Source organism: Persicirhabdus sediminis, assembly GCF_016595495.1.
GTDB classification, from domain to species: Bacteria; Verrucomicrobiota; Verrucomicrobiia; order Verrucomicrobiales; family Akkermansiaceae; genus Persicirhabdus; species Persicirhabdus sediminis.
In genome coordinates this window covers 361,847-384,671 of record NZ_JAENIM010000041.1, presented here as the reverse complement: position 1 = coordinate 384,671, position 22,825 = coordinate 361,847, and the positions used below count along the sequence as shown (strand labels likewise).

Genomic DNA, 22,825 nt, shown 5'->3' with positions numbered 1-22,825 from the left:
ACGGTATTTTCAGAGCACTTCCAGCCTCTGGCCTGTAGCTCTTTAGTCATTCGAGGCGAGCCATAAACCTTAAGGTTGTGGTCTTTATGTATGGCTTTAATTTCTGCAAGCAATTCTAACTGAGTGCATTTTCTCTGAGTTGACGGCTGGCTAACATAGTACCTATAACCAGCTCTTGAAACGCCGAAAGCTGCGCACAGCTCTAGCTCCGAATAGTTACCCTGATCCTTCATTTTCTGAACTAGCTCATATTGTTGTGAGGATCGTTTCCCAATATGAGCGCAGCCTTTTTTAGGATTTCTTCACGGCGCTGTGACTTGGCTAGCTCTTGGCGCAGCCTCCTAACTTCCTCAGCTAACTCTGCGACCGAAGCCTCCTTGGGGACTTCGTTCATGCCCTCGCCTGAGGCTCGGTCACTCTCTGCGTCCCCAAGGAGCTTCTTTTTCCAGGCATAAAATTGGCTGGGCGAGATTTGGAAGTCTCTACAGATTTGGGTTACGCTTTTAGCACTACTCAGAAAGTAATCGATGACTTCCTGCTTAAATTCTTCGCTATGTCTTCTACGTGGTTGTGTCATGGTCTCTATGATTTCTTGGTATCAATTAGGAGACCTGCTGGCTAGTATTTTGGGGAAGTTCAATGTGTGAATTTTTTAGGAACCTGAATATTGAAGTTCAGAGCTCCGATGGTGATATGCTGTGTCCAATCTTTGGCCAGCAGCGAGGAGCTGTGATCAATTTACCAAACCTAACTCTAAATCTGGAAGAGCGAACCGACATAGCAGCTTCGCCAGTCTTCAACCTAACCATATTTGACTATCCAGAAAGTGAAGTACGTAAGATTTGTGATACTCTCGACGGCAAACGGGAAGTGGGCATACACGGTCCGATCTACACTTTCACCTCTCCTGATGGAGGGTTAGTCTGTGTAGGTGTCCGTCGCCACTAAAGCAAACAAATCAAGCAATCATCCAGCCTCTCTCTCACCCAGTTTACTCATTGACACCTAACCCAACATAATAATGATTTAGAAATCATCACAATAATGCTCAGTCAGCGAGCAAGAGTGCAATGAACGGCTGCAAGAGCCAGACTAACATGAATAGCATGAAAATTTCTGGCTGAACGTCAGACAAAGAATCTCACCTAAATGACTCCATCCGTAATCGTAATCTATGGCGCCTCTAGCTCAGGAAAGACCTGCTTGGCAAAAGCCATACAAGAAGAGTTACTGCCATCAGTCTGGTTGAGCTTCTCCCTAGACAGTATTTTTTAGTGCTATCCACAGACAGTCGTTGATAGGTGTCATAATAAAAATACCGACTTCCCTCACAACGGAATTCTAACTTAATGCTAAATATAAAACCTGAATCATTCTTCGCTGTAAGCATCGTTATGTGCAGCACGGCATGTAGCCATTAGCCCCATCTCAAGCAGAACCACTGCCGATTCCTAAAGCGAAGTCTATATTAAAGATCGAGACCTACGTAAATCAGAGCACCTTTCAAGATGCTCACAGTAATCAGTCCACAGTTACGGACCCAGCCAAGATAGAAACTGTTATTAATATCCTAAATTCAAGGAATCATGCTTACGAGACTTCTCGCCTAACTTTTCCGACACCCCAGTACAGCGCTATTTTTCACAACGAAGATGGCCCGGAACTCATCGTCTGGATTGGATCAGATTGGATTGGTGGCCGCTCCCACATGGAAGGTTCCAAACCTAGATTGAGATCTCTCGACAACAGCAGTAAGACTGAATTACTTGAGGCCCTTTCACTACAAAAATGACAGGTAATGATTAGATGAAATCGCATTTAGCGAGCTAGATTGCTCTTCACTATGACCTTCCTGTCTAATTAATTTACCCATGCACTTTACTCACGCCAGCTAGTTTGTTAGTCAACTCGCACGGCTCCCACATCTCTCCGTGTGCGCTCGGCAAACTTAATTAGCTGCCAGCAAAGTATTAGCACCAACCTCTCTTGTTAGCATAAATATGAACATTAAAAACTACCTTATCGCCCTAGCCCTAACATCACCCTTCTTTACACACTCACTCAGCCTAGCTGAGGAATCAGATCCAGCTGACACCTTATTTGATGGTGAATACAATGATGCCAAAATGGATCAGGCCATGAAAGAAGCACGCAAAAACCTAGCGAAATTTAAAGCTTCTTTGTCACGAAAATCAGCAACGAATCATGCCATTAAGGTAGCCATTAGAGATGGAGAAACCGTAGAGCACTTCTGGCTGATAGACCTCAGGCCAATCGAGGGTGGTTTCATCGGCACTCTGAATAATGATCCAGGGCTGGTATCCAATGTAGAAAATTGGAGATGAAGTCAAAGCTATCGGCGAGGACATTCCAGATTGGCTGTACTTCGAAAACCGTAAGATGCATGGGAACTATACATTACGAGTTTTGCTACCAAACATGTCGCCTGAAGAACAAGCGCAGTACGGGCCAATGCTCGCACCGCTTCCCTAGACGGCCTTATCTATCCAGCTGATGGAAAATTCAATCGCTAGCTGTAAACTGTGGTGTCGAAGTCAGGATTCTCTGATTGAATTTGATATTATGGTTGGCGCGCCGCTAGAAACTAATGAGCCGGGCCTACGCCGCTGGCATTGTGAATGGGACATGGGGGCGGCGTGGCCATTGGGTAGACAAGTAAGCACTTGCGAAAGCTCATTACACGCGCTTTCATTGGCGATGACTTCGGTCACGCAGGTTTTACTGATGAAGGAAAAGCAGGGTGACCGGTTCTACACGGACGCCGCGCTGACAGATCAGATAGAAGATATAGAAGCCTATCTTCCCATGCTAAGACCAAGGTAGCCAGAGAAGAAGTTCCACAGATAGTAAACTAGCTAATCTAGCTACCCAACTGAGCTACGACGCTCTGACTAGCTACTGACGCGGGGTGAGCTGGCGCTGAGCTGTGGTGTGCCCCTTCAGGGCACGGGCTCTGGTTGGTCATTACCCCGCGGGACGGCTGCGCCGTCACACGGGGCTGGCATTTAATGATGCCTTCGGCAGTTGGTTGGCTTCGGAATACACCTGATAACTAATGATTTCCCAGCTGGACGTGACATGATGCGCTGTGAAACTAAATGCACTGCCAATAGTGCATGCTCACGGAGAGCCTTTGCTGGAGAAATCTGGCTGGCGGTGTCATGATATCCGTGCTGCTGAAAGCGGTGCTAATAGCGCATGCTCTGTGTGAGCCTTTGGCTGGAGCAATCTGGCTGGCGGTGAGATCATCGCCGGGCAGCTGAAAGCGGTGCTAAAGCACGCGCACTCTAGATCCTTCGCCAGTGAACCAAATGTGTAAAGGATGTCCTGACTCATCCCCCCCTTGCCTAGTTTCTCTCCTCGCTCTTCAAAATTCTCACTTCGCCGCAGGCGCTGAGCCGTGGTGTGCCCCTTCAGGGCACGGGCTCTGGATGGTCATTACCCCGCGGGACGGCTGCGCCGTCGCTCGGGGCTGGCATTTAATCATGCCTTCGGCAGTTGGTTGGCTTCGGACTAGACCTGATCACAAATGATTTGCCAGCTGGACGTGACATGATGCGCTGTGAAACTAAATGCACTGCTAATAGTGCATACTCGGTGTGAGCCTTTGGCTAGAGCAATCTGGCTGGCGGTGAGATCATCGCCGGGCAGCTGAAAGCGGTGCTAATAGCGCATGCTCACGGAGAGCCTTTGCTGGAGAAATCTGGCTGGCGGTGAGATCATCGCCGGGCAGCTGAAAGCGGTGCTAAAGCACGCGCACTCTAGATCCTTCGCCAGTGAACTGAGTGTGTATAGGATGTCCTGATCCGTCCCCCACCCTAGCCTAGTTTCTCTCCTCGCTCTCCAGAATTCCATCTTCGCCGCTGGCGCTGGCGTTCCACTGTGCTGGTTTCTCTCCTCACTCTTCAAAATTCTCTCTTCGCCGCAGGCGTCGGCGTTCCATCGTGCTGGTTTCTCTCCTCACTCTTCAAAATTCTCTCTTCGCCGCAGGCGCCCTCTTCGCCGCAGGCGCCCTCTTCGCCGCAGGCGCCCTCTTCGCCGCAGGCGTCGGTTCTGCTTGCTAGATGGCTAGATTCGGTCACGATGCGGGTCCCATTTCCCTATCATTTTGACCCACCACCCAGATCATAGAATGAACGAGCTCGACCAGATGGATGCGCTGGCCGATAACGAACGCATGGTCCACTTGCTAGCTGGCTATGAATTCCCGTGGGATTTCATCCGCTCGCTAGAGTTGGCCTTGATGCGCTCGTATACGATTCCGCGTATTTCTCGCCTGCTAGATGTGACGGGTGAGTTTCGTGAACGTGGCCAGAAACGCTATGACGATACGGCTATTCTAGTGGCTGAGTTTCTCAAACACGGCTACAGCTCGGAGCGTGGCACGGCGGCGATTGATAGAATGAACGAACAACACGCGCAGTTTTCTATCCGCAATGAGGACTACTTATTTGTGCTGTCTACTTTTGTGCTCGATCCTATCGACTGGATGGCAAAATTTGGTCGTCGGCCAATGAGCGAGCGGGAAGCTGACGCGCTGTGTAATTTTTGGATCGAGGTGGGACGGCGCATGCACCTGAGTGATATTCCGGCTGACTTGGCTGCGCTGCGTGAGTTTGCCCATAACTATACCCGCGACCACTGCCGCTATGATGACGCCAACCAAAGGCTCGCCGAGGCGACGCTGAAGATAGCCAGTGATTGGCTGCCAGCTGGAGTTGGCCTGCGCTGGCTGGTCAAACCAGCTGCCAGCGCGCTGATGGATAAGCCGATGCGTGATGCTTTTGGATTTCCAGCTGCCCCGTGGCCTATCCAGCTGGCGGTCACCGGCATGTTGAAGCTGCGTCGGCTGGCTTTGCGCTTGCTGCCACGCCGTAAGAAGTCGGCATTTTTCTGTGATGCGCCGACTCGTACTTATGGTGCCTGCCCGTATCGCATCGACCAGCTGGGACCATGCCCACGAGCTAACCGCGATGATGATACCACACCATCTATATAGTGCGTGGGTGAAATGTGGACTCACCCGCGGTGATCAAGTGCGCTAGATGAGGATACATTGATTGGCTAAGCCAGCTCCTTAGCTGGGCTAAGCAGATGAAATACCATTCGCGCTGGTAACCGCTCAGGATGGTGATGATTTTCAGAAACAAAAAATCCAGCACCGCAAGCTGGTATCATCAGCAGCTCATGACGATTCCTCGAGGCCCCGGTTTATCTGAAATCGAGCTGGCTGAGCAATACGGCTAGCTCTCGACTAGGAATAGTGCAAAATTCAGTCAAAAACGCCGACGATTTATCGGCTAAAATGGCATGAAATCGAGCAGACAAATCTAGCTGGATAGATCTGCGCTAAGGTGATCAATTTCCGTTCATTAGATCTCGCTAGTTTGATAGATTTTCTCGCCAATTTTTCTATCAGCAAGAAATGCTATGTTAGGAAATACTTGCAGATCCCGCGACTAACAACGCATATCCTGCCTATTGAAACACAGTCTCAACACTAGAGCTTTCAATCACTTGTGTAATCGCGCAGATCCTGTGATTTTTCATGTCATTCATGGTGGTTAGTCAATGAAACCTTGCAGGGTAGAACTAACTACCTTAATTTCTGCGTGGCGAAAAATCGTCAATCCTAGAACTCACATTCTATCTTCATATGAGCAAAGCAACATGTTCTCTCTGCCAATTTTGGCAATCATCCATAGGCAAAAAACTCGTCGTAGCGGTTACGGGATTATTCCTCGTACTGTTTCTAGCTGGCCACCTAGCTGGCAACATGCTGATCTTCCAAGGAAGTGAAGATTTTGACCACTACGCTCACTTCCTGCACAACATGGTGCATGGTTGGGGAATCTGGGGCTTCCGCATCATGATGCTTGGCGCTCTCGCTCTCCACATCATCGCCACCATTCAGCTTACCCAAGCTAACCGCGCTGCTCGTCCAGCTCGTTACGAAAGCGACAATACCATGGTTGCTTCTAAGTCATCACGCATGATGGTTTGGAGTGGTCTTACTATCCTGGTATTCTTCGTATTCCACATCCTTCACTACACCGTGCGCACAAGCGCTGAGCTCGCTGAGCTGGCTAACCACGGTTACAACTGGGCAATGACCATCGCTGGATTCCAGAACGTTCTCGTTTCTGTATTCTACATCTTCGCCATGACACTGCTTTGCAGCCACCTTTCACACGGTGTGGCTTCTATCTTCCAGACTCTGGGTCTGCGCTCACGCAAGACTGCCGGTGCTATCCAGACATTCTCAAAAGCTTACGCCGTTATCATCTGGCTCGGCTTTATCTCTATCCCAGTAGCGGTTTGCTTCCTCGGATACGGAAAAGAAGAACTCAAAGAAGTACGCGCTAAAGTAGCAGTTGAAAAAGCAGCAGCAAAAGACGGCGACTCATGCTGTCCAAAAACTTGCAGCGACAAACACTAATCACCCGAGCCTGAACCATTAACTAACTTTTTACTATGTCAGACAAACTCGACAGCAAAATTCCAGCAGGCCCACTCGAGCAAAAGTGGACCAAGCACAAGATGGACTCTAAGCTCATCAACCCAGCCAACAAGCGTAAGTACAGCGTGATTGTGGTGGGTTCTGGACTCGCAGGTGGCGCCGCCGCTGCCTCACTCTCAGAAATGGGCTACAAAGTGAAGTGCTTCTGCTACCAAGACAGCCCACGCCGCGCACACTCAATCGCTGCACAGGGTGGTATCAATGCCGCTAAGAACTACCAGAACGATGGTGACTCCGTTTACCGTCTGTTCTACGACACCGTTAAAGGTGGTGACTTCCGCGCACGTGAAGCTAACGTTTACCGTCTCGCTGAAGTAGCTAACAACATCATCGACCAATGTACTGCACAGGGTGTACCATTCGCTCGTGAATACGGTGGTCTCCTCGACAACCGCTCATTCGGTGGTGCTCAGGTTTCCCGTACATTCTACGCACGTGGTCAGACTGGTCAGCAGCTGCTTATCGGTTGCTACCAAGCACTGGAAAAAGAAATCGCTAAAGGTGGCGTGGAAATGTTCCCACGTACTGAAATGATGGACGTAGTCCTCGTTGACGGTCACGCAAAAGGCATCGTTACTCGTGACATGGTCACAGGTGAAGTGAAGTCATACGCAGCTGACGCAGTGATTCTTGCTACTGGTGGTTACGGCAACGTATTCTTCCTTTCTACAAACGCCATGGGCTGTAACGTGACAGCTGCACAACGTGCTTACAAGCGCGGTGCATTCTTCGCAAACCCATGCTACACACAGATTCACCCAACATGTATCCCTGTTTCAGGCGACTACCAGTCTAAGCTTACGCTGATGTCTGAGTCACTTCGTAACGACGGCCGCATCTGGGTACCTAAGTCACAAGATGACGCTGCTGCTATCCGCAACGGCAAGAAGAAGCCAGAAGATATCGCTGAAGACGATCGCGATTACTACCTCGAGCGTAAGTACCCATCATTTGGTAACCTCGCTCCACGTGACGTTTCTTCACGTGCTGCTAAGGAAGCTTGTGATGACGGACGTGGTGTAGCGCCAACAGGTCTTGGTGTTTACCTCGACTTCCGTGATGCTATCGACCGCCTCGGTGAAAACGTTATCCGTGCTCGTTACGGTAACCTCTTCCAGATGTACGAAAAAATCACCGGTGACAACCCATACAAGACACCAATGCAGATCTATCCTGCGGTGCACTACACCATGGGTGGCCTCTGGGTCGACTACAACCTGCAGACAACTATTCCAGGTCTCCACTGCCTCGGTGAAGCAAACTTCTCCGACCACGGTGCAAACCGCCTTGGTGCTTCCGCGCTGATGCAAGGTCTGGCTGACGGCTACTTCGTGATTCCATCAACCATCGCTGTTTACCTCGCTGGCGAGAAGCCAGGCTCAATCACTACTGAGAACCCTGAGTTCGCACAGATTGAAGCTGAAGTTACTGAGCGCCTTAACAAGCTCCTCAACATCAATGGTAACCGCACAGTTGACAGCTTCCACCGTGAACTTGGCCTGCTCATGTGGGACAACTGCGGTATGGCTCGTACTAAAGAAAGCCTTGAGCTGGCACTGCAGCGCATTCCTGAAATCCGCAAGGAGTTCTGGGAAAACGTACGCATCCCAGGCCACGGCGACGGACTCAATACTGAGCTGGAAAAAGCAGCACGTCTCGCTGACTTCCTCGAGTTTGCTGAAACCATGTGTCACGACGCGCTTGAGCGTGAAGAGTCATGCGGTGGTCACTTCCGCCTCGAGTACCAGTTCACTGCTGATTCTCCAGAAGTACAAGCTGGCAGCACCCAACCAGGTGAAGCTATGCGCCGCGACGAAGAGTTTGCTCACGTTGCAGCTTGGGAATACCAAGGCACTGAGAACAAGCCAATTCGCCACGTCGAACAACTCGAATTTGAGAGCATCCAACTCGCAATCCGTAGTTACGCCTAATCCACATCAACCACTGACAAATCACTTAAGAAAATGTCTAAATTAAATCTTACTCTTAAGGTATGGCGCCAGGCTTCTCAAAAAGAAGAAGGTCGTATCGAAACTTACGATGCCAAGGACATTCCTATCGAAGCATCGTTCCTCGAGATGCTCGACATCGTTAACGAGCGCGTCATCAACGACGGCGGCGAGCCAATCCACTTCGACCACGACTGCCGTGAAGGTATCTGTGGTCAGTGTTCACTGACAGTAAACGGTATCCCACACTCAAAAGACCGTGGTATTACTGTATGTCAGCTGCACATGCGTAAGTTCAAATCTGGCGACACCATCTGGATCGAGCCATTCCGCGCAAAAGCATTCCCGCTTCTTCGCGACCTCATCGTTGACCGTAGCGCATTCGACCGCATCGTTGCCGCTGGTGGTTACATCGACGTACGCACCGGTTCTGCTCAAGATGCCAACGCACTTCCAGTAGCCAAGACCAAAGCAGATGCATCAATGGATGCCGCCGCTTGTATTGGTTGTGGTGCTTGTGTTGCCGCTTGTAAGAACGCATCAGCCATGCTCTTTGTATCTGCTAAAGCTGCTCACCTCAATTTGCTTCCACAAGGGGCACCTGAGAAAGACGCACGAGTTCTCGGCATGGTACGCAAGATGGAAGAAGAAGGATTTGGTAACTGCACCAACTTCTACGAGTGTGAAGCTGTTTGTCCGAAGGAAATCTCCGTCGACAACATCGCTCGCCTCAACCGTGACTTCGCCATCGCAAGTGCTCGCGAAGCTCTGGTTTAATCCAGCTAGCTAGTCTAATCATTCATCCAACTCGCCACGGGTCATCCGTGGCGAGTTTTTTTATTTACCCAGCCAGCCAGCTGCTATTTGCTCATGCCGTGCCTGATTTACTTCATATTGCTCGCTCAGTTTCGCAGACATTAATTGACGCTGGCCATACCACCTACTTTGCTGGTGGCTGTGTGCGCGATGCACTTTTGCAAACCGAACCAAAAGACTACGACATCGCCAGCTCCGCGAGCCCAGCTGAGATTGAGGCATTGTTTGAGAAAACCAATAACGTCGGCGCCCATTTTGGCGTGATGCTGGTGCGCGAACAAAAAAATAGCTTTGAAATTGCCCGCTTCAGAACTGACGGGTCTTACAGCGACGGTCGCCGACCAGAATCAGTCACCTTCGCCAGCCCAGAAGAAGACGCTCAGCGGCGCGACTTCACCATCAACGGGCTATTTCAACACCCACTCACTGGCGAAATCATCGACTATGTCGACGGTCAGGTGGATTTGAAAAAACAACTCATCCGCGCGATTGGCGATCCAGCTCAGCGATTTCAAGAAGATGCGCTCAGGCTGATGCGCGCGATCCGCTTCGCCACAGTGCTCGACTTTGCCATCGAGCCAGCCACATGGCAGGCTATCTGTGACCACGCTCAGCTGCTGGAAAAAATAAGCACCGAGCGCATTCGTGATGAATTCAGCAAAATCATGCTCTCGCCACACCCGCGCCTCGGCATCCAGCTGATGGTCGACAGCGGCCTGATGCGCTACGTGATTCCAGAAGTTTACGATCTCATTGGCTGCGAACAACCACCGCAGTGGCACCCGGAAGGTGATGTATTCACCCACACCATGATCATGCTAGAAATGATGATGGAAAATCCGTCGCTCGAGCTTGCTCTCGCCGTGCTCTTGCACGACATCGGCAAACCAGCTACCTACACCTACGACGAAGAAAACCAACGCATCCGCTTCAATGGCCACGACAAAGTGGGCGCGGAAATGGCTGAGGAAATCTTGCGCCGACTGCGCTATTCCAATGCCACCATCGAGGCCGCCACCGCCATGGTCGATAACCACATGAACTTCATGCACGTGCAGCAGATGCGCACAGCTAAGGTGAAAAAATTCATGTCACGGCCCAACTTCGAGGACGAGATGGAACTGCACCGCGTCGACTGCGCCAGCTCAAATGGCTTCACCGATAACTACGAATTCCTGCGAGAAAAGGAAGCCGAGTTTGCCGCTGAGCCGTTAATTCCGCCACCGCTGCTGACAGGCAAAGACCTCATCGACCGCCAGCTCGCGCCAGGTCCACAGTTCAAAGATATCCTCAACCAAGCGCAAACTCTGCAGCTGGAAGGTAGCTTGAGCGACCGCGACCAAGCACTCAGCTGGCTGGACGAATTTCTCAGCCAATAATTCCCGCCCCATAAAAAAAGCAACCCACCAGCTGGTGAGTTGCTTTCGAAATGAGAATAGGGATAACCGAAGTTTAGAACAGGAATTTCGGTTTGTTGCCACCATCTGCAGGTGGTTCTTCAGCTACAGCTGGAAGTTCTGTTTTAGGTAAAATTCTACCTGACTGCGAGAGCATCTTGCCGCCGGACACTGGTGTGCCTGCTGCTTGAGCTGCGCCCGCTTGCTGCAGAGGAATTGTTGCTGGAGCTGGTGATGAAATTGGTGCCTGACCCTGACCAGCTACTGGAAGAGGAATCGTTGCCGGCGCTGGCGGAGGTGTAAGCGCTGCTGGCGCAGTGATTGGCTTTTGCTGTGGCAGCGCACGTTGTGGCGCCGCAGCTTCAGATGCCTTGAGCGGGCTCTCAGATGTAGCTACTTCTGATGCATCACCACCAATAGCTTGCTCAGGGTGACGTAATTTTGCCACCTGTGATGGCGCGCCGCGCTGGGCATCCTGAATGACATCTTCAGGTTTCACACGGTCCAGAGGCACAGTCACCGCTGGTGGCGCTGTGATTTCTGCTCCCTGTGAGGAAAGCTGACGGTAGTACTCATTGATAAGGTGCTCGGCAGTAGACTCTTGCAGACCAGGCACAGTGATTGGGGTGGTCAATCCAGCCATGATCTTCTCGTAGTTCTCCTCTTTATCAGCATCACGTTTCACCCATGGAAGCTGGTCGAGTTGTGGATGATCATTCTCCCAGTCACCCCAGAGTTTTTGCGAATCATCCAGCCAGAGCATGAAATGCTCAAGGTCACCATTGACCACCTCTGGATCTGCAGCAGTTGCTGCACCATAAAATCTAGCTGCCTGCAGAACCATGCCGTAGTGCATCAGTCCATTGGCAATCGCCAGCAACTTAGCTGGGCTTTTCACATTGCGGTCGAGAACGTGCTTGAGCAGTCGGATCGAGCGCGCTGGTTTGGCGCGGCTCAGCACACGAGCGGAAAAGGCAATCTCAAGGTCAACCGATGGGATTTCAGGAGCTGTCCAGATGATTTCCGCGGCCTCGTCGTAGCGGCCAACATCAAACAATAATCGCGCCGTCTCTTTGCGAGTAGACCAAATGGCTGGGTTTTGTTCCAGCGTTTGCATTAATATCTCAATCGCTGTGTTAAGTTCTGATTTATTTAGTTTAGTCTTTTCCACGTTCTCAGTTCTTTGTGTTTTATGAATACTTTATATAATCCCCCATCTTACTATCCAAAAGCTTAATTTGTGAGGAAATCGATAAAGCTAATATAAAAAATTCACTAGACTAGCAAACAGGATCGCCAAATGTCATTATTCTGTAATGCATAGCGGCTACCTCTCAGACACCTTCTAGCAAATGTATGCAAATCAGCACAAAAGTTAACAAACTTACACTTTTATCAAAAAGCTCACGTTAGATAACCATTAGACAATTAGCCTGTGCCCATAGCCAGCTAGCTAAAATATAAATGAGGTGACCAATCTGGCCACCCCATTGAGGAAAATTAATTCACCTAGTGCGCTGCGCGGCTAGGGAGCCAGCCGCTTGATTTCCCAGCTCTGATCTTCCAGCTGGTCGTAGACAAAACGATCGTGCAGCCGTCCCTGGCCACCTTGCCAAAATTCCACCTTAGTTGGGCGCACGCGGTAGCCACCCCAAAAATCTGGCAGCGGCACTTCACCTTCGCTGAACTTGCGCTTCATCTCAGAAAATTTCGCCAGCAATAATGATCGAGATGAAACTACTTTGCTTTGCTCTGAAACCCACGCACCAATCTGGCTATGCCGCGGACGCGTGGCAAAATACTTCAGCGACTCAGCAGTAGAAACTTTCTCCGCGATACCTTCAATGCGCACCTGACGTTCCATCGGCAGCCAGGTGAATAGACAACAAACACGTGGGTTCGCCTCAATCTCTTTTGCCTTGGCGCTCTCGTAGTTGGTGTAAAAAACCAGCCCGTTTTCATCAAAGAACTTCGTCAAAACCGTGCGCGCGGTGGGAAAGCCATTCAATCCAATCGTCGATACCGACATCGCATTGGGTTCGTCCAGCTCAACCTCCCGAGCTTCATTAAACCACTCCGCAAACTGAGCCATCGGCAGCGGCGATAAATCACTACGGTGCAGCTCGCGACTGCCGTATTCTTCACGCATCATTGCCAAATCTTTCTTTTCTAGAGCCATATTCAGCAAAGTAATAGCAATTTGCTAGCTTGCCAATCCCAGATAAATAAAGCATCCAAAATCCACTCAGCCAGCAATAGCCCATTATTCCATATACTTCTGCGCCATATTAAAAATGGCTAGCTTGTTACCATAATTCATATTTCCCGTTTTTAGGGTTGCTAATAAGTTAAAAGAATATATTCCCGCCGCTCTGCGTGGCCTAAACCCCCACTAACTGGTCACAATTTATCATTTCTTGCGCATATACTGCTTGCATCCTATATTATCTCTCATTAAAGCAAACTCATGGCTATCGAAACCACACTCATTCTCTTCAAACCTGATGCGATCGAAAAAAACATCACAGGTGATGTTCTCACTCGCTACCAAGCAGAAGGATTTGCTATCCGTGGCATCAAGATGATGCAGCTATCTGAAGACCTACTTCGCGAGCATTACGCCCACGTTGCTCACCTCACCTTCTACCCAGCTATCGAGAAGTTCATGACTAGCTCTCCAGTTATCGCCCTCGCACTCGAAGGTGAAAACGTGATCGAGCGCGTTCGCGACATCCTCGGACCAACAAACTCAACTGAAGCACCAGCTGGTACTGTTCGCGGTGACTTCGGCGAAAACATGATGGTTAACGTTTGTCACGCATCTGATTCTCCTGAAGCTGCTGAAATCGAAGTTAACCGCTTCTTCAAGCCTGAAGAAATCTTCGCTCCTTCTTGCGCGACTGCTTAATTATTTCCCGCTTTGCATTTCGTACAAAAAGCAGGTGCCCGTCTGGGCACCTGCTTTTTCATTTTAGTAATTATCTTCGATTACTTATCCACTTTTTCGCCGGCTTTTTTCCAGCCATTGATACCTACAGATAAGTGTTTGATGTTGGTATATCCGAGTTCGTCAGCTGCGACCGCAGCTTTTTTCCAAGATTTTCATGTTGGGCCACTACAATAGGCGACTATCAACGCGGATTTATCCTCCGGCAGCACTTTGGCAAAATCATCTTTCACCGCCGCCCAGTGGTGAGCTCCCGGCACACGACCTGAATCAAAGCTCTTTTTACCATTAGCATCGATCACGGTCACTTTCCCCTTCTCGATGGCTTCTTTGAGATCAGCAATGCTGATATCCTTATATTTTCCGGTGACTGCAGCTTTTAGTGAATCCGTCTGCGCCTGCACGGTCGCGGTAAACGGAAGCCCTGAAGCCATAGCCAACGCAATCATTGGCACGTATATGGTTTTCATAAGTCTAATAGACTACACTCACACCACAATCGCGCCAACGAAAGTGACCATAAATTTTGTCATTAGACCACACCTATCCTAGCGAACGTATAAGTTTGGCTGTTTGTCATCCACCACTTCCTCGACTGGGGTTTTGCGGTGAATCCACACGCTTTGAATCAGCCCCATCAGGAACATACAAATCAAAGTGAAAGTACCAGAATAGCTGACGAATGGCAGCGGGATACCAGTGATCGGCAAGAGCAAGATGCACATGCCTATATTTTCAAACATATGCGCAAATAGCAAAGCCACAATCGCCGAGCAAATGATGCGCCCAGCTGGATCGCGGCTGGATAAAGCCACAAACAAACTCGCGACAAAAAGAACCCCGTAGGAAATCACCAACAAGATGCTGCCGCGAAAACCATGTTCTTCACCAATCACAGCAAAGATGAAATCGTTGTGTGCAGTTTTCCAAGGCACGTATTTTTTGTCGTGCAGAGATCCTTTATCTTCACCGGCATTCCAGCCAGTTCCCTTCCAGCCAGCTTTGCCGATAGCTGTAGAAACCCAGTAGGGAGCATAAGCGCCGTCGCTGATATCCACATCTCTATCGTGCAGCATGTCTAGATACAGCTCGATACGGCCAGCACCACGCTCAGAGGCGATGGGTAAAATCACGTAGTGTAATGGCGCAATCATGCCAAAACCCAAAACCGCCATCAGAATGAGATATCGATAGGGAATGCCAGCAGCCAACATCACCACCGCCATCACTGGCAGCCAGACAATCGCCGTGCCCATATCGCCCGTGGCCACCACAATTAAAAAAGGAATGCCCGCAATCAGGCCAATCATCGCCACCTTCACAATAGGTAGCCGGAAAATCGCATTGTAGTTTGGCAAATAATGCAAACAAACCGCCATCATCAAGATGCCCGAGGCAATGGCAAATTGCGCTGGCTGGAAATATAAGGTGCCAATTTTCAGCTGGTGGATTTCATTACCAAAAAGCACCGATGCCACCATCAATATCAGGCCAATGATATACGCTGGAGCAGCCAACCATTTATACCATTTATAATCAATCAAGGAGGTAATCAAAAAGACCACAGAGCCGAGCATGATCCACACTTTTTGTCTATCGGCAAAGGCCTCGCCGCCGCCAATCAAATGCCGCGCAGCACTCTCCACAGCATAGACACCAAAGATCAACAGGCCATACATAAGGATGACCAGAACGAGATTTATTCCCAATAATTTCTTCAGTAAGGGAGCCATGCTTCTGTGACGCGGATGGTAGACTTTCTACGCTGGCTGACCATCTAATTTTGCGGGCAAATCATAGTCGTCTACCCGCTAAATAAAAAATCCCCTCTTGGTCAGACCAAGAGAGGATTTCATCAAATCAAAATCAGCTTATTCAGCAGCTGGTGCGCTGTCAGCTGGAGCGTCTTTGTTAAGAGTCGTAATCAGCTGTGCAGTGATATCTGTAGCATCTTTTGTGTAGAGCAAGAATGGCACCTGGTTGCTGCTCAGACCTGACTTATCAAAAACGTAGTCAAAATCTTCGCCTTTAGCGTAGTCTTCGATGTGCTTGCGGATTTCTTCCAGCAGGCCACGCATACTTGCAGACTTCTTCAGCTCGAGAGCACGAGTACGGCGGTTGAGGTACTCACGGCGCTCACGGTCGAGTGCTTTTGCATCATCCAGCTTGCCTTCAAATTCTTGGCGTTTCTGTTGGCGAACGTTATCGGCAAGTGATGGATCTTCTACTTCTTTCTTCAGAGTACGCAGTGATTCTTCGAGGTCACGGATACCTGTAAGGCGCTCGTTATTCTCTTTCTGAATGCGAGCAAATTCCACGTTGAACTTCTCCTGCTCCTCTGTGGTCATGTGGTATTCTTTGAAAAGCTGCTGCATGTCTACAGTAGCAATTTTACCCACTTGTGCTGTCAGCTGGCTCATGCCCACCAGAGCCATGCTCAAGAACATCGCGAAAAATTTAAAGTTTCTATTCATATCAGAATTAGGGAATATTTTAATTTGGTTCTGAGAGAACCTGAATGGTAGACCACAGCTCGTCAACACCTATCCTATCTCATTGTGAAACAAATTAGCTCACTAGAAGAAATTCAATCATTCGCTCGTAAGTCCAGCCAGCCCGTAGTGCTCGTGCCAACCATGGGCGCCCTCCACGCTGGCCACCTCAGCCTCATTGAGAAAGCAAAAAAATGTGCCGGACCAGATTCGTTAGTCATCGTCTCCATCTTCGTCAACCCGACACAGTTTGATAGAAAGGACGATTTTGAAAATTACCCTAATACTTTAGTCAACGATTTAGCTGAATGCGAAAAAATGGGTGTAGACGTCGCCTTTACCCCACCAGCTGGCGCCATGTATCAGCCAGATCATTCCATCACCATTCTAGAAAAATCTCTCTCGCAAACATTATGTGGTGCCACTCGACCTGGACATTTTGATGGCGTCTGCACCGTGGTGCTCAAACTCTTTATGCTCACAAATGCTCGCTGGGCTGTTTTTGGCGAAAAAGACTTCCAGCAGCTCGCCATTATTAAGCGACTCGTCAGAGACCTCAACCTGCCAGTGGAAATTATCCCCAGCGCGACCGTACGAGAAAACGACGGCCTCGCCATGTCATCACGCAATCTTCGCCTCAGCCAGCCAGCTAGAAATGCCGCTCCAGCGGTACGCCGCGCACTTATAGAAACCAAATCATCACTGGAAAATGGTGACGACGTGGAAAAATCCATCCAACTCGCCAGCCAAAACATAAAAAATAGCTACGCTGAGGTGAAAATTGACTACCTAGATCTCGTCGATGCAGAGAATTTGCAGCCCGTTTTTGTAATTCGACGTCCCGCGCTGCTCGCCATCGCTGTTTTTTACGATGATGTTCGCCTCATCGATAATATTCTCATCGAGCCCGCCAAGTAATTGATTTTCAAATTACCGAACGCGATACCTACCAGAAAACGCGGCCTGCCGCATGAAAAAAATTCACTTTTTTACTTAAATTATCTTGTCATGATTCGATTTTTAAGTATCTTGCGCCCGCACCCAACGCAGCACCAACCGGAACTGCAGAGGGAGCAAGCAAATCAAGAGATGACTCGTTCGTCTAATGGTTAGGACTCCGCCCTTTCACGGCGGCAATACGGGTTCGAATCCCGTACGAGTTGCCATCTCCTATTTGCTTAAAAGAATGCCTACTACGTGACTCGTTCGTCTAATGGTTAGGACTCCGCCCTTTCACGGCGGCAATACGGGTTCGAATCCCGTACGAGTTGCCATTCTTTAAATCTAAAGCACCAAGCCACTGGCTTAGGTGCTCTTTTTTTGCCTGCGTCTCGCCCACTCAGCAGGCATTTCCAGCTACTTATTCTATTCGAGCGGATAATTCGTCGCGGTGGCCATCTGGATTTTTCACAACTCATTGTTTTTGATTTGCCAACAGCGCAAACTAACAGCATGTTGTGCGCTAATCATGTATTTGGATTTTCTGCAGCAGAGAAAGTGCCAGCTAGCTGGATCACAAGTTGATGAACCCGCTCAGCAGCACAACTGGGACGGCGAGCTGGAACTACAATCACAATGGTTTGCTGGAGCATTTGGCCGCGAGTTCACCACCACTGAGGGCAAAACGGTAAAAATCATTCAGTTTGGCCAATGGAACCACGGCGCTGGACCTGATTTTCTTCACGCCGCCGTGCAGGTTGACGACCAGCTGCTGCATGGTGCCATCGAAATCGACCTCGGAGCAGAAAATTGGCAGCTTCACGGCCACCAGAAAAACCCCGCATTCGACTCCGTTGTGCTCCACCTCGTCTTTACCGAGAGCCAACTGACCAGCTTCTGCCAAAACTCACAAAACCAATTCATCCACCGCGTGCAAATCTCGCCACACGCCCAGCTGGATTCGCCGCCGCTCAAGCTGCCCAGCCACGCCAGCTATCTTCCTGGCCGCTGCCAAGCTCCCTTATTAGAGCTCAGCGCCAGCCAGATCGACCAGCTGATGCGCGAAGCCTTTTACCACCGCTGCCAGCTGAAAGGACAAAAAATCCGCCGGCAAATTGACATCCAAGGCCACGACGAATGGCTATGGCAAGCGATTGCCCGCACACTGGGCTACCAACAAAACAAACTCGCATTCACCGTGCTCGCTCAGCGTTTGCCCATTAAACAGCTCAGCAATCAGCCAGCTCTGGCTGAGGCGATTCTTTTTGGGGTCGCCGGCCTGCTGCCCCACCACATCGAGCAAAATGCCCCAGCTGACGGCAAATCCTACCTCCAGCTGCTGTGGAACGATTGGTGGCAGATTCGCCAAAACTTTAGCTTTGCCGGACAAAATAAGATCCCATGGCAGTGGCACGGCTCCAGACCCGCCAATCACCCGCAGCGAAGATTGGGTGCTTTAGCCGCTATTGCTAAAAATTGGCGACAACTGGAGAAGGCAAATGCCACGCTTTGCATCGAGCAGCTCGGCCACCTCACCCATAAATTCTGGAACCATCATTATACTCTGAAATCAAAACCCACCGCCAAGTCCATGCGCCTCGTCGGCGACTCCAAATTGCAAGATTTATTCATCAACCACCTCTACCCGCTAAGCCACTCGCTCAGCAAGCAGCCATTGCCACAGCTCAAACGTAGCTCGCTCAATAGCCAGTGCAAAAATGCCGCTGCTCGCTTGTTTGGCACGCGGCTGGATGCCAAACAATTCACTCAGCACCTCTGGCAACAACAAGCATTACAGCAAATCTTTGAGGACTTCTGCCTCGTCGACCATAGCGATTGTCACAACTGTCCGCTGCCCGAGCTGATCAGAATGCAAATGGGTACATAGTTTACCGATAACTTTTCCCTAAATAATGTTTGAAACTTGTTCGGTTTAGCTCTATTCTACGTCATCTGCAGTTCGCTAAGTTTGAGTAGGTTACGGGGGTTCCTACGATTTTCTGAAACGAACTGCAGTTTTTTTATTTTTCCGTCATTGCCTGCAACCGACTGACAAAAAAAGCTGGCCACCTCAATGTGAGGTCAGCCAGCTGAAATTCATTTTGTTCTACTTCTAGGTCTATTCGTCCCAGAGGTTTTCCAGTGTATAACTACTACCTTCCAGTGCCCAGAAATCACCCAGCACATATCGACGATGTCTGTCCATGCTGGTCAGCTCCACCATGTCGTCAGTGTCCAGATGCACATTCACACTCTCCAGGTTTTGTTGCAGGCGGTTTTTATTTACCGACTTAGGAATCACAGAAGTTCCGCGCTCCATCGCCCATGCCAGCAAGACCTGCGCAATTGAGCAATCATGCTTTTTAGCCAGCTTGGCGACGTGCTCGTCTTCCAGCAGCACCGGCTCTTTATCAGCTTTGAGAAAATCTGGACGATCTGGTGAACCCAACGGGCAATACGCCGTCAGCAGCATGCCAGCCTCCTCCGCGTATTGCAGCATCACTGGCTGCTGCAGGTACGGGTGCATTTCAATCTGGTTTACCTCTGGCTTAATCTGCGCCGTCTCGTTTAGCTCTTTGAGCTTTTTCACGCTGTAGTTGCACACACCAATGTGGCGAACTTTCAGATCTTCCACCAATTTCTCCATCGCCCGCCATGTAGCCGCGCGTGATTCTTTGGTACTGTCAATCAGATCAGCGCCAGACTCAGGCATTTCCACACCCGGCTTGAAAGTCACCGCCCAGTGAACCATATACAAATCAAGGTAGTCGAGCTGTAGGTCTTTTAATGTCTGATCTAAAGCTTTTTCTACGTCCTCTGGCGCGTGGCCATTATTCCACAGCTTTGAAGTAATCCACACGTCTTCACGCTTGATCTTCCCTTCTGCAAATACCTTCGCTAAGACTTCACCAATTTCGGCTTCGTTGCCATAGGCCGCTGCACAGTCAATGTGGCGGTATCCAAGTTGCAATGCATCGTAAACAGCTTGTCCCACCTCACCTGGCGTAGACTTCCATGTACCCAATCCTAAAATGGGCATCTCATCACCATTCCTAAAAGCTAACTTTTTCATAATGTATCCGGCGTAAGACTACGCCATCTACATCTCTCGGCAAGCTAGGAATGATGACTAATCAAAAAATTGCTGCATGCGCCCAAAAGATGCATTTCAGCTGCCAATATTCGCAGCTAACAGCCAGCTAGCCTTTGAGTAATTTGTACTCGATACTATCTATCAGCGCCTTCCATGTGGCCTCGATGAGGTTGGGTGAAACGCCCACTGTGCCCCATGATTTTTTGCCGTCGCTAGATTCTATCAATACACGCACCATCGAGCTCGTCCCCTTCTCACTATTGAGCACACGCACTTTGTAGTCAGTAAGGATGATGGAGCTAACTTCTGGATAATGACGATCTAGCACTTTTCTCAATGCGTTGTTCAGCGCATCAATTGGCCCCTCGCCTTCAGCCGCGGTGTGGTAGATGTTATCTTCCACACTCACTTTCACTGTAGCCTCCACGATTACTTCCTCGTCGTGACCACGTTTTTCATCGATCACGCGGAATCCTTCCAGCTGGAATGAGCGGTCGAAAAGTTCTAACTTACGGCGCATCAGCAGCTCAAATGATGCCTCAGCTTCTTCAAAGGTGAAACCTAACTTGTCCAGCTCCTTGGTGCGCTGCACTAGATCTTTGAGACGCACATCTTTAGCGTCCACGGTGATGCCAAACTTCTCAGCTTTATACAGTAAGTTAGACATGCCAGATTGATCAGAAACCGTCACCTCTTGTTTGTTACCCACCTGCTCTGGGCGGATGTGCTCGTAGGTCTCAGGGTTTTTCATGATCGCCGAAACATGCACGCCTCCTTTATGCGCAAAGGCATTCTGGCCGACGTATGCTTGGTTGGCATTATGCGTCATGTTAGCAATCTCAGCCACATGATGAGAAAGCTTGCTCAAACGCGCCAGCTGAGCGTCTTCAATGTGGCAATCGATGCCAAACTTCAGCTTCAGTGACGGGATGATAGAAATTAAGTTAGCATTACCACAGCGCTCACCGTAACCATTCACCGTGCCCTGCACGTGACTGGCACCATGGCGAACTGCAATCAATGAGTTAGCTACCGCTAGCTCGCAGTCGTTGTGCGCGTGAATGCCCAGCTCAGTTTTCAGCTGCGGCTTGATCGTATCGATGATGTCGCCAATTTCATGCGGCATGGTACCGCCGTTAGTATCACACAAAACCAATACCTCAGCGCCACCGCGCTCAGCTGCTAACAGACAATTCAATGCATACTCAGGGTTGCGCTTGTAGCCGTCAAAAAAGTGCTCAGCATCAAAAAATACCTGCAGACCAGAACGACGCAAAAAGGCCACCGAGGTCTCGATGATGTCGAGGTTTTCCTCCAGAGAAATCTTCAGCGCCTCGTGCACGTGCAGATCCCAAGTTTTGCCAAAAATACAAGCCGTTGGCACACCAGACTCCACAATCTTGTTGAGAAAAATATCGTCCTCAGCCGAGTTGCTCGCCCGCCGCGTACTGCCAAACGCCACCATCTTGGCATTCTTCAGCTTCACATCACGCATCTGCGCAAAAAAATCATCCACCTTAGGGCTCGCACCAGGCCAACCACCTTCAATGAATTTCACCCCAAATTGGTCCAGCAGCTTGGCGATCTTCACGCGATCCTCCACCGTGAATGAGATCCCTTTGCCCTGCTGGCCGTCGCGCAGCGTGGTGTCAAATATGTCAACTGTGTGCATGATAATGGGTGAGTTCATCGCCGCTCTGGCGAATCGATTTTTGCCCCGCTCCATCCCAATTCAAATAATACAGAAATAAGCGGGTCGACTTCATAAAAATCCCACCCCCATTGGTCAAGCCGATTCATAGATTTCACCTCCCGCTTACATGGCGCAAAATAGAATGACACCACAGAAAACGGCATTGGCTAGCTAGTGAACTCGTCGAGCCAGAAACCAAATCCAATAGCCAGACAGACAAACTCAAGTGCCCCCCTAATAACCCAGCTAGATGAAATGTTTCCCGCTGAGTAATAGGAGCCAAAATGGCCAGACAATTCCCCTCAATAGCCAATGACCCGCTAGCCAGCCAAGACTAGCACAATAGCCAGACAGACAAACTCAAGTGCCCCACCTAGTCACCCTGCTAAATGAAATATTTCCCGCTGGGCAAGTGGAGCCAAAATGGCCAGACAATTCCCCTCAATAGCCAATGACCCGCTAGCAAGCCAAGGCTCACACACAATAGCCACACAATAGCCAGACAGACAAACTCAGTGCACACTCAATAGCCAGACAGACAAACTCAAGTACATCCCGTAGTCACCCAGCTAGATGAAATATTTGCCGCAGTGCAAGTGGAACCAAATGGCCAGACAATACCCTGCAATAGACAATGACCCGCTAGCCAGCCAAGACTCGCAAGAACGGTTCTTCCTTAAGCAGGTTTTCTCACCTCGTCGAGATGTCACTATTTCATGAAAAAGGTCCGAAGAGCCGAGAAACTACAGCCCTGACCAAGGCAAGGCTGAAGGCCTAACGCAGGTCAGGGTGAGCGCGCCCATCAGTCAGGAAGCCCCAAAGGGGCGAGAGAAAGCTAGGCAGCGCACAATAGCCAGACAGGCAAACTCAAGTACATCCCGTAGTCACCCAGCTAGATGAAATATTTGCCGCAGTGCAAGTGGAACCAAATGGCCAGACAATACCCTGCAATAGACA

General features: G+C 49.8%; 23 protein-coding genes and 2 tRNA genes. 15 read left to right on the top strand and 10 right to left on the bottom strand.

The annotated features are described in order from the left end of the window. The coding region (locus JIN82_RS12320; RefSeq protein WP_200310074.1) for an IS3 family transposase at positions 1-233 on the bottom strand (233 nt) is incomplete at its 3' end. An 8-nt stretch (positions 234-241) separates the two neighbouring features. Then, a complete protein-coding gene (gene tnpA, locus JIN82_RS12315; protein WP_200310073.1) occupies positions 242-577 on the bottom strand; it encodes an IS66 family insertion sequence element accessory protein TnpA in 336 nt (111 codons plus the stop codon). Between the two features lie 62 nt (positions 578-639). Between tnpA and JIN82_RS12310 the strand changes: the two genes are divergently transcribed. The 5 genes from JIN82_RS12310 to JIN82_RS12290 all read left to right on the top strand — a co-directional run bounded on the left by JIN82_RS12310 (position 640) and on the right by JIN82_RS12290 (position 2,844). Next, a complete protein-coding gene (locus JIN82_RS12310) occupies positions 640-948 on the top strand; it encodes a hypothetical protein (RefSeq protein ID WP_234041980.1) in 309 nt (102 codons plus the stop codon). Positions 949-1,149: 201 nt separating this feature from the next. Then, positions 1,150-1,275 (top strand): phosphotransferase-like protein, encoded by a 126-nt coding sequence (locus JIN82_RS17670; RefSeq protein WP_200311940.1) that lies wholly within the window; start codon positions 1,150-1,152, stop codon positions 1,273-1,275. A 725-nt stretch (positions 1,276-2,000) separates the two neighbouring features. After that, a complete protein-coding gene (locus tag JIN82_RS12300; protein ID WP_200311939.1) occupies positions 2,001-2,345 on the top strand; it encodes a DUF2314 domain-containing protein in 345 nt (114 codons plus the stop codon). After that, positions 2,335-2,493, top strand: a complete 159-nt coding sequence (locus tag JIN82_RS17730) for a DUF2314 domain-containing protein (RefSeq protein WP_200311952.1) — start codon at positions 2,335-2,337, stop codon at positions 2,491-2,493. The genes JIN82_RS12300 and JIN82_RS17730 overlap by 11 nt, the downstream gene beginning before the upstream one ends. Before the next feature lie 21 nt (positions 2,494-2,514). Beyond that, positions 2,515-2,844: a hypothetical protein gene (locus JIN82_RS12290; protein ID WP_200311938.1), complete on the top strand. Its 330-nt coding sequence runs from the start codon at positions 2,515-2,517 to the stop codon at positions 2,842-2,844. A gap of 1,082 nt (positions 2,845-3,926) precedes the next feature. On the opposite strand, the gene JIN82_RS12285 is transcribed toward JIN82_RS12290, so the two are convergent. Next, entirely contained in the window at positions 3,927-4,103 is a 177-nt protein-coding gene (locus JIN82_RS12285) for a hypothetical protein (protein WP_200311937.1), read from the bottom strand. A 50-nt stretch (positions 4,104-4,153) separates the two neighbouring features. Between JIN82_RS12285 and JIN82_RS12280 the strand changes: the two genes are divergently transcribed. From JIN82_RS12280 to JIN82_RS12260, 5 genes are all read left to right on the top strand, one after another. Then, complete coding sequence (locus JIN82_RS12280; RefSeq protein WP_200311936.1) at positions 4,154-5,020, top strand: oxygenase MpaB family protein; 867 nt, start codon at positions 4,154-4,156, stop codon at positions 5,018-5,020. A gap of 657 nt (positions 5,021-5,677) precedes the next feature. Then, positions 5,678-6,460 (top strand): succinate dehydrogenase cytochrome b subunit, encoded by a 783-nt coding sequence (locus JIN82_RS12275; RefSeq protein ID WP_200311935.1) that lies wholly within the window; start codon positions 5,678-5,680, stop codon positions 6,458-6,460. A gap of 35 nt (positions 6,461-6,495) precedes the next feature. Beyond that, entirely contained in the window at positions 6,496-8,472 is a 1,977-nt protein-coding gene (locus JIN82_RS12270; protein ID WP_200311934.1) for a fumarate reductase/succinate dehydrogenase flavoprotein subunit, read from the top strand. A 33-nt stretch (positions 8,473-8,505) separates the two neighbouring features. After that, the gene (locus tag JIN82_RS12265; protein WP_200311933.1) at positions 8,506-9,267 is read left to right on the top strand and encodes a succinate dehydrogenase/fumarate reductase iron-sulfur subunit; all 762 of its coding nucleotides are present in this window, start codon (positions 8,506-8,508) and stop codon (positions 9,265-9,267) included. A gap of 98 nt (positions 9,268-9,365) precedes the next feature. Next, the gene (locus JIN82_RS12260) at positions 9,366-10,685 is read left to right on the top strand and encodes a CCA tRNA nucleotidyltransferase (protein ID WP_200311951.1); all 1,320 of its coding nucleotides are present in this window, start codon (positions 9,366-9,368) and stop codon (positions 10,683-10,685) included. Between the two features lie 73 nt (positions 10,686-10,758). On the opposite strand, the gene JIN82_RS12255 is transcribed toward JIN82_RS12260, so the two are convergent. Continuing rightward, positions 10,759-11,820, bottom strand: coding sequence for a tetratricopeptide repeat protein (locus JIN82_RS12255; protein ID WP_200311932.1), 1,062 nt, complete (start codon positions 11,818-11,820; stop codon positions 10,759-10,761). Between the two features lie 408 nt (positions 11,821-12,228). Continuing rightward, entirely contained in the window at positions 12,229-12,882 is a 654-nt protein-coding gene (gene pdxH / locus JIN82_RS12250; RefSeq protein WP_200311931.1) for a pyridoxamine 5'-phosphate oxidase, read from the bottom strand. Between the two features lie 288 nt (positions 12,883-13,170). On the opposite strand from pdxH, the gene ndk reads away from it, so the two are divergent. Continuing rightward, a complete protein-coding gene (gene ndk, locus JIN82_RS12245) occupies positions 13,171-13,611 on the top strand; it encodes a nucleoside-diphosphate kinase (protein ID WP_200311930.1) in 441 nt (146 codons plus the stop codon). A 194-nt stretch (positions 13,612-13,805) separates the two neighbouring features. Here the strand turns inward: ndk and JIN82_RS12240 are convergent, their stop codons facing one another. The 3 genes from JIN82_RS12240 to JIN82_RS12230 all read right to left on the bottom strand — a co-directional run bounded on the left by JIN82_RS12240 (position 13,806) and on the right by JIN82_RS12230 (position 16,124). Then, on the bottom strand, positions 13,806-14,120 hold the full coding sequence (locus JIN82_RS12240; protein ID WP_200311929.1) for a rhodanese-like domain-containing protein: 315 nt from the start codon (positions 14,118-14,120) through the stop codon (positions 13,806-13,808). A gap of 78 nt (positions 14,121-14,198) precedes the next feature. Further along, positions 14,199-15,383 (bottom strand): FtsW/RodA/SpoVE family cell cycle protein, encoded by a 1,185-nt coding sequence (locus JIN82_RS12235; protein ID WP_200311928.1) that lies wholly within the window; start codon positions 15,381-15,383, stop codon positions 14,199-14,201. A 138-nt stretch (positions 15,384-15,521) separates the two neighbouring features. Next, positions 15,522-16,124: an OmpH/Skp family outer membrane protein gene (locus tag JIN82_RS12230; protein WP_200311927.1), complete on the bottom strand. Its 603-nt coding sequence runs from the start codon at positions 16,122-16,124 to the stop codon at positions 15,522-15,524. Positions 16,125-16,208: 84 nt separating this feature from the next. Here JIN82_RS12230 and panC point away from each other — a divergent pair, with 84 nt between their 5' ends. From panC to JIN82_RS12210, 4 genes are all read left to right on the top strand, one after another. Then, positions 16,209-17,060: a pantoate--beta-alanine ligase gene (gene panC, locus JIN82_RS12225; RefSeq protein ID WP_200311926.1), complete on the top strand. Its 852-nt coding sequence runs from the start codon at positions 16,209-16,211 to the stop codon at positions 17,058-17,060. 173 nt (positions 17,061-17,233) lie between these two features. Then, positions 17,234-17,308, top strand: a tRNA-Glu gene (locus tag JIN82_RS12220). 33 nt (positions 17,309-17,341) lie between these two features. Beyond that, positions 17,342-17,416: transfer RNA gene (locus JIN82_RS12215), tRNA-Glu, on the top strand. A 194-nt stretch (positions 17,417-17,610) separates the two neighbouring features. Then, positions 17,611-18,969 (top strand): DUF2851 family protein, encoded by a 1,359-nt coding sequence (locus tag JIN82_RS12210; protein ID WP_200311925.1) that lies wholly within the window; start codon positions 17,611-17,613, stop codon positions 18,967-18,969. A gap of 231 nt (positions 18,970-19,200) precedes the next feature. On the opposite strand, the gene JIN82_RS12205 is transcribed toward JIN82_RS12210, so the two are convergent. Both JIN82_RS12205 and cimA read right to left on the bottom strand, forming a co-directional pair. Then, positions 19,201-20,121, bottom strand: coding sequence for an aldo/keto reductase (locus tag JIN82_RS12205; protein ID WP_234041979.1), 921 nt, complete (start codon positions 20,119-20,121; stop codon positions 19,201-19,203). Positions 20,122-20,281: 160 nt separating this feature from the next. Then, entirely contained in the window at positions 20,282-21,847 is a 1,566-nt protein-coding gene (gene cimA, locus JIN82_RS12200) for a citramalate synthase (RefSeq protein WP_200311923.1), read from the bottom strand. Positions 21,848-22,825: the final 978 nt, after the last annotated feature.

What these genes read in the sequence shown, in the direction of transcription:
- JIN82_RS12235 (WP_200311928.1), bottom strand. Translation starts at nt 15,383, where the DNA reads ATGGCTCCCTTACTGAAGAAATTATTGGGAATAAATCTCGTTCTGGTC.
- JIN82_RS12255 (WP_200311932.1), bottom strand. Translation starts at nt 11,820, where the DNA reads ATGCAAACGCTGGAACAAAACCCAGCCATTTGGTCTACTCGCAAAGAG.
- JIN82_RS12265 (WP_200311933.1), top strand. Translation starts at nt 8,506, where the DNA reads ATGTCTAAATTAAATCTTACTCTTAAGGTATGGCGCCAGGCTTCTCAA.
- ndk (WP_200311930.1), top strand. Translation starts at nt 13,171, where the DNA reads ATGGCTATCGAAACCACACTCATTCTCTTCAAACCTGATGCGATCGAA.
- JIN82_RS12310 (WP_234041980.1), top strand. Translation starts at nt 640, where the DNA reads ATGTGTGAATTTTTTAGGAACCTGAATATTGAAGTTCAGAGCTCCGAT.
- JIN82_RS12230 (WP_200311927.1), bottom strand. Translation starts at nt 16,124, where the DNA reads ATGAATAGAAACTTTAAATTTTTCGCGATGTTCTTGAGCATGGCTCTG.
- tnpA (WP_200310073.1), bottom strand. Translation starts at nt 577, where the DNA reads ATGACACAACCACGTAGAAGACATAGCGAAGAATTTAAGCAGGAAGTC.
- JIN82_RS12300 (WP_200311939.1), top strand. Translation starts at nt 2,001, where the DNA reads ATGAACATTAAAAACTACCTTATCGCCCTAGCCCTAACATCACCCTTC.
- JIN82_RS12210 (WP_200311925.1), top strand. Translation starts at nt 17,611, where the DNA reads ATGTATTTGGATTTTCTGCAGCAGAGAAAGTGCCAGCTAGCTGGATCA.
- JIN82_RS12270 (WP_200311934.1), top strand. Translation starts at nt 6,496, where the DNA reads ATGTCAGACAAACTCGACAGCAAAATTCCAGCAGGCCCACTCGAGCAA.
- JIN82_RS12290 (WP_200311938.1), top strand. Translation starts at nt 2,515, where the DNA reads ATGGAAAATTCAATCGCTAGCTGTAAACTGTGGTGTCGAAGTCAGGAT.
- JIN82_RS17670 (WP_200311940.1), top strand. Translation starts at nt 1,150, where the DNA reads ATGACTCCATCCGTAATCGTAATCTATGGCGCCTCTAGCTCAGGAAAG.
- JIN82_RS12280 (WP_200311936.1), top strand. Translation starts at nt 4,154, where the DNA reads ATGAACGAGCTCGACCAGATGGATGCGCTGGCCGATAACGAACGCATG.
- JIN82_RS12240 (WP_200311929.1), bottom strand. Translation starts at nt 14,120, where the DNA reads ATGAAAACCATATACGTGCCAATGATTGCGTTGGCTATGGCTTCAGGG.
- pdxH (WP_200311931.1), bottom strand. Translation starts at nt 12,882, where the DNA reads ATGGCTCTAGAAAAGAAAGATTTGGCAATGATGCGTGAAGAATACGGC.
- JIN82_RS12205 (WP_234041979.1), bottom strand. Translation starts at nt 20,121, where the DNA reads ATGCCCATTTTAGGATTGGGTACATGGAAGTCTACGCCAGGTGAGGTG.
- cimA (WP_200311923.1), bottom strand. Translation starts at nt 21,847, where the DNA reads ATGCACACAGTTGACATATTTGACACCACGCTGCGCGACGGCCAGCAG.
- JIN82_RS12275 (WP_200311935.1), top strand. Translation starts at nt 5,678, where the DNA reads ATGAGCAAAGCAACATGTTCTCTCTGCCAATTTTGGCAATCATCCATA.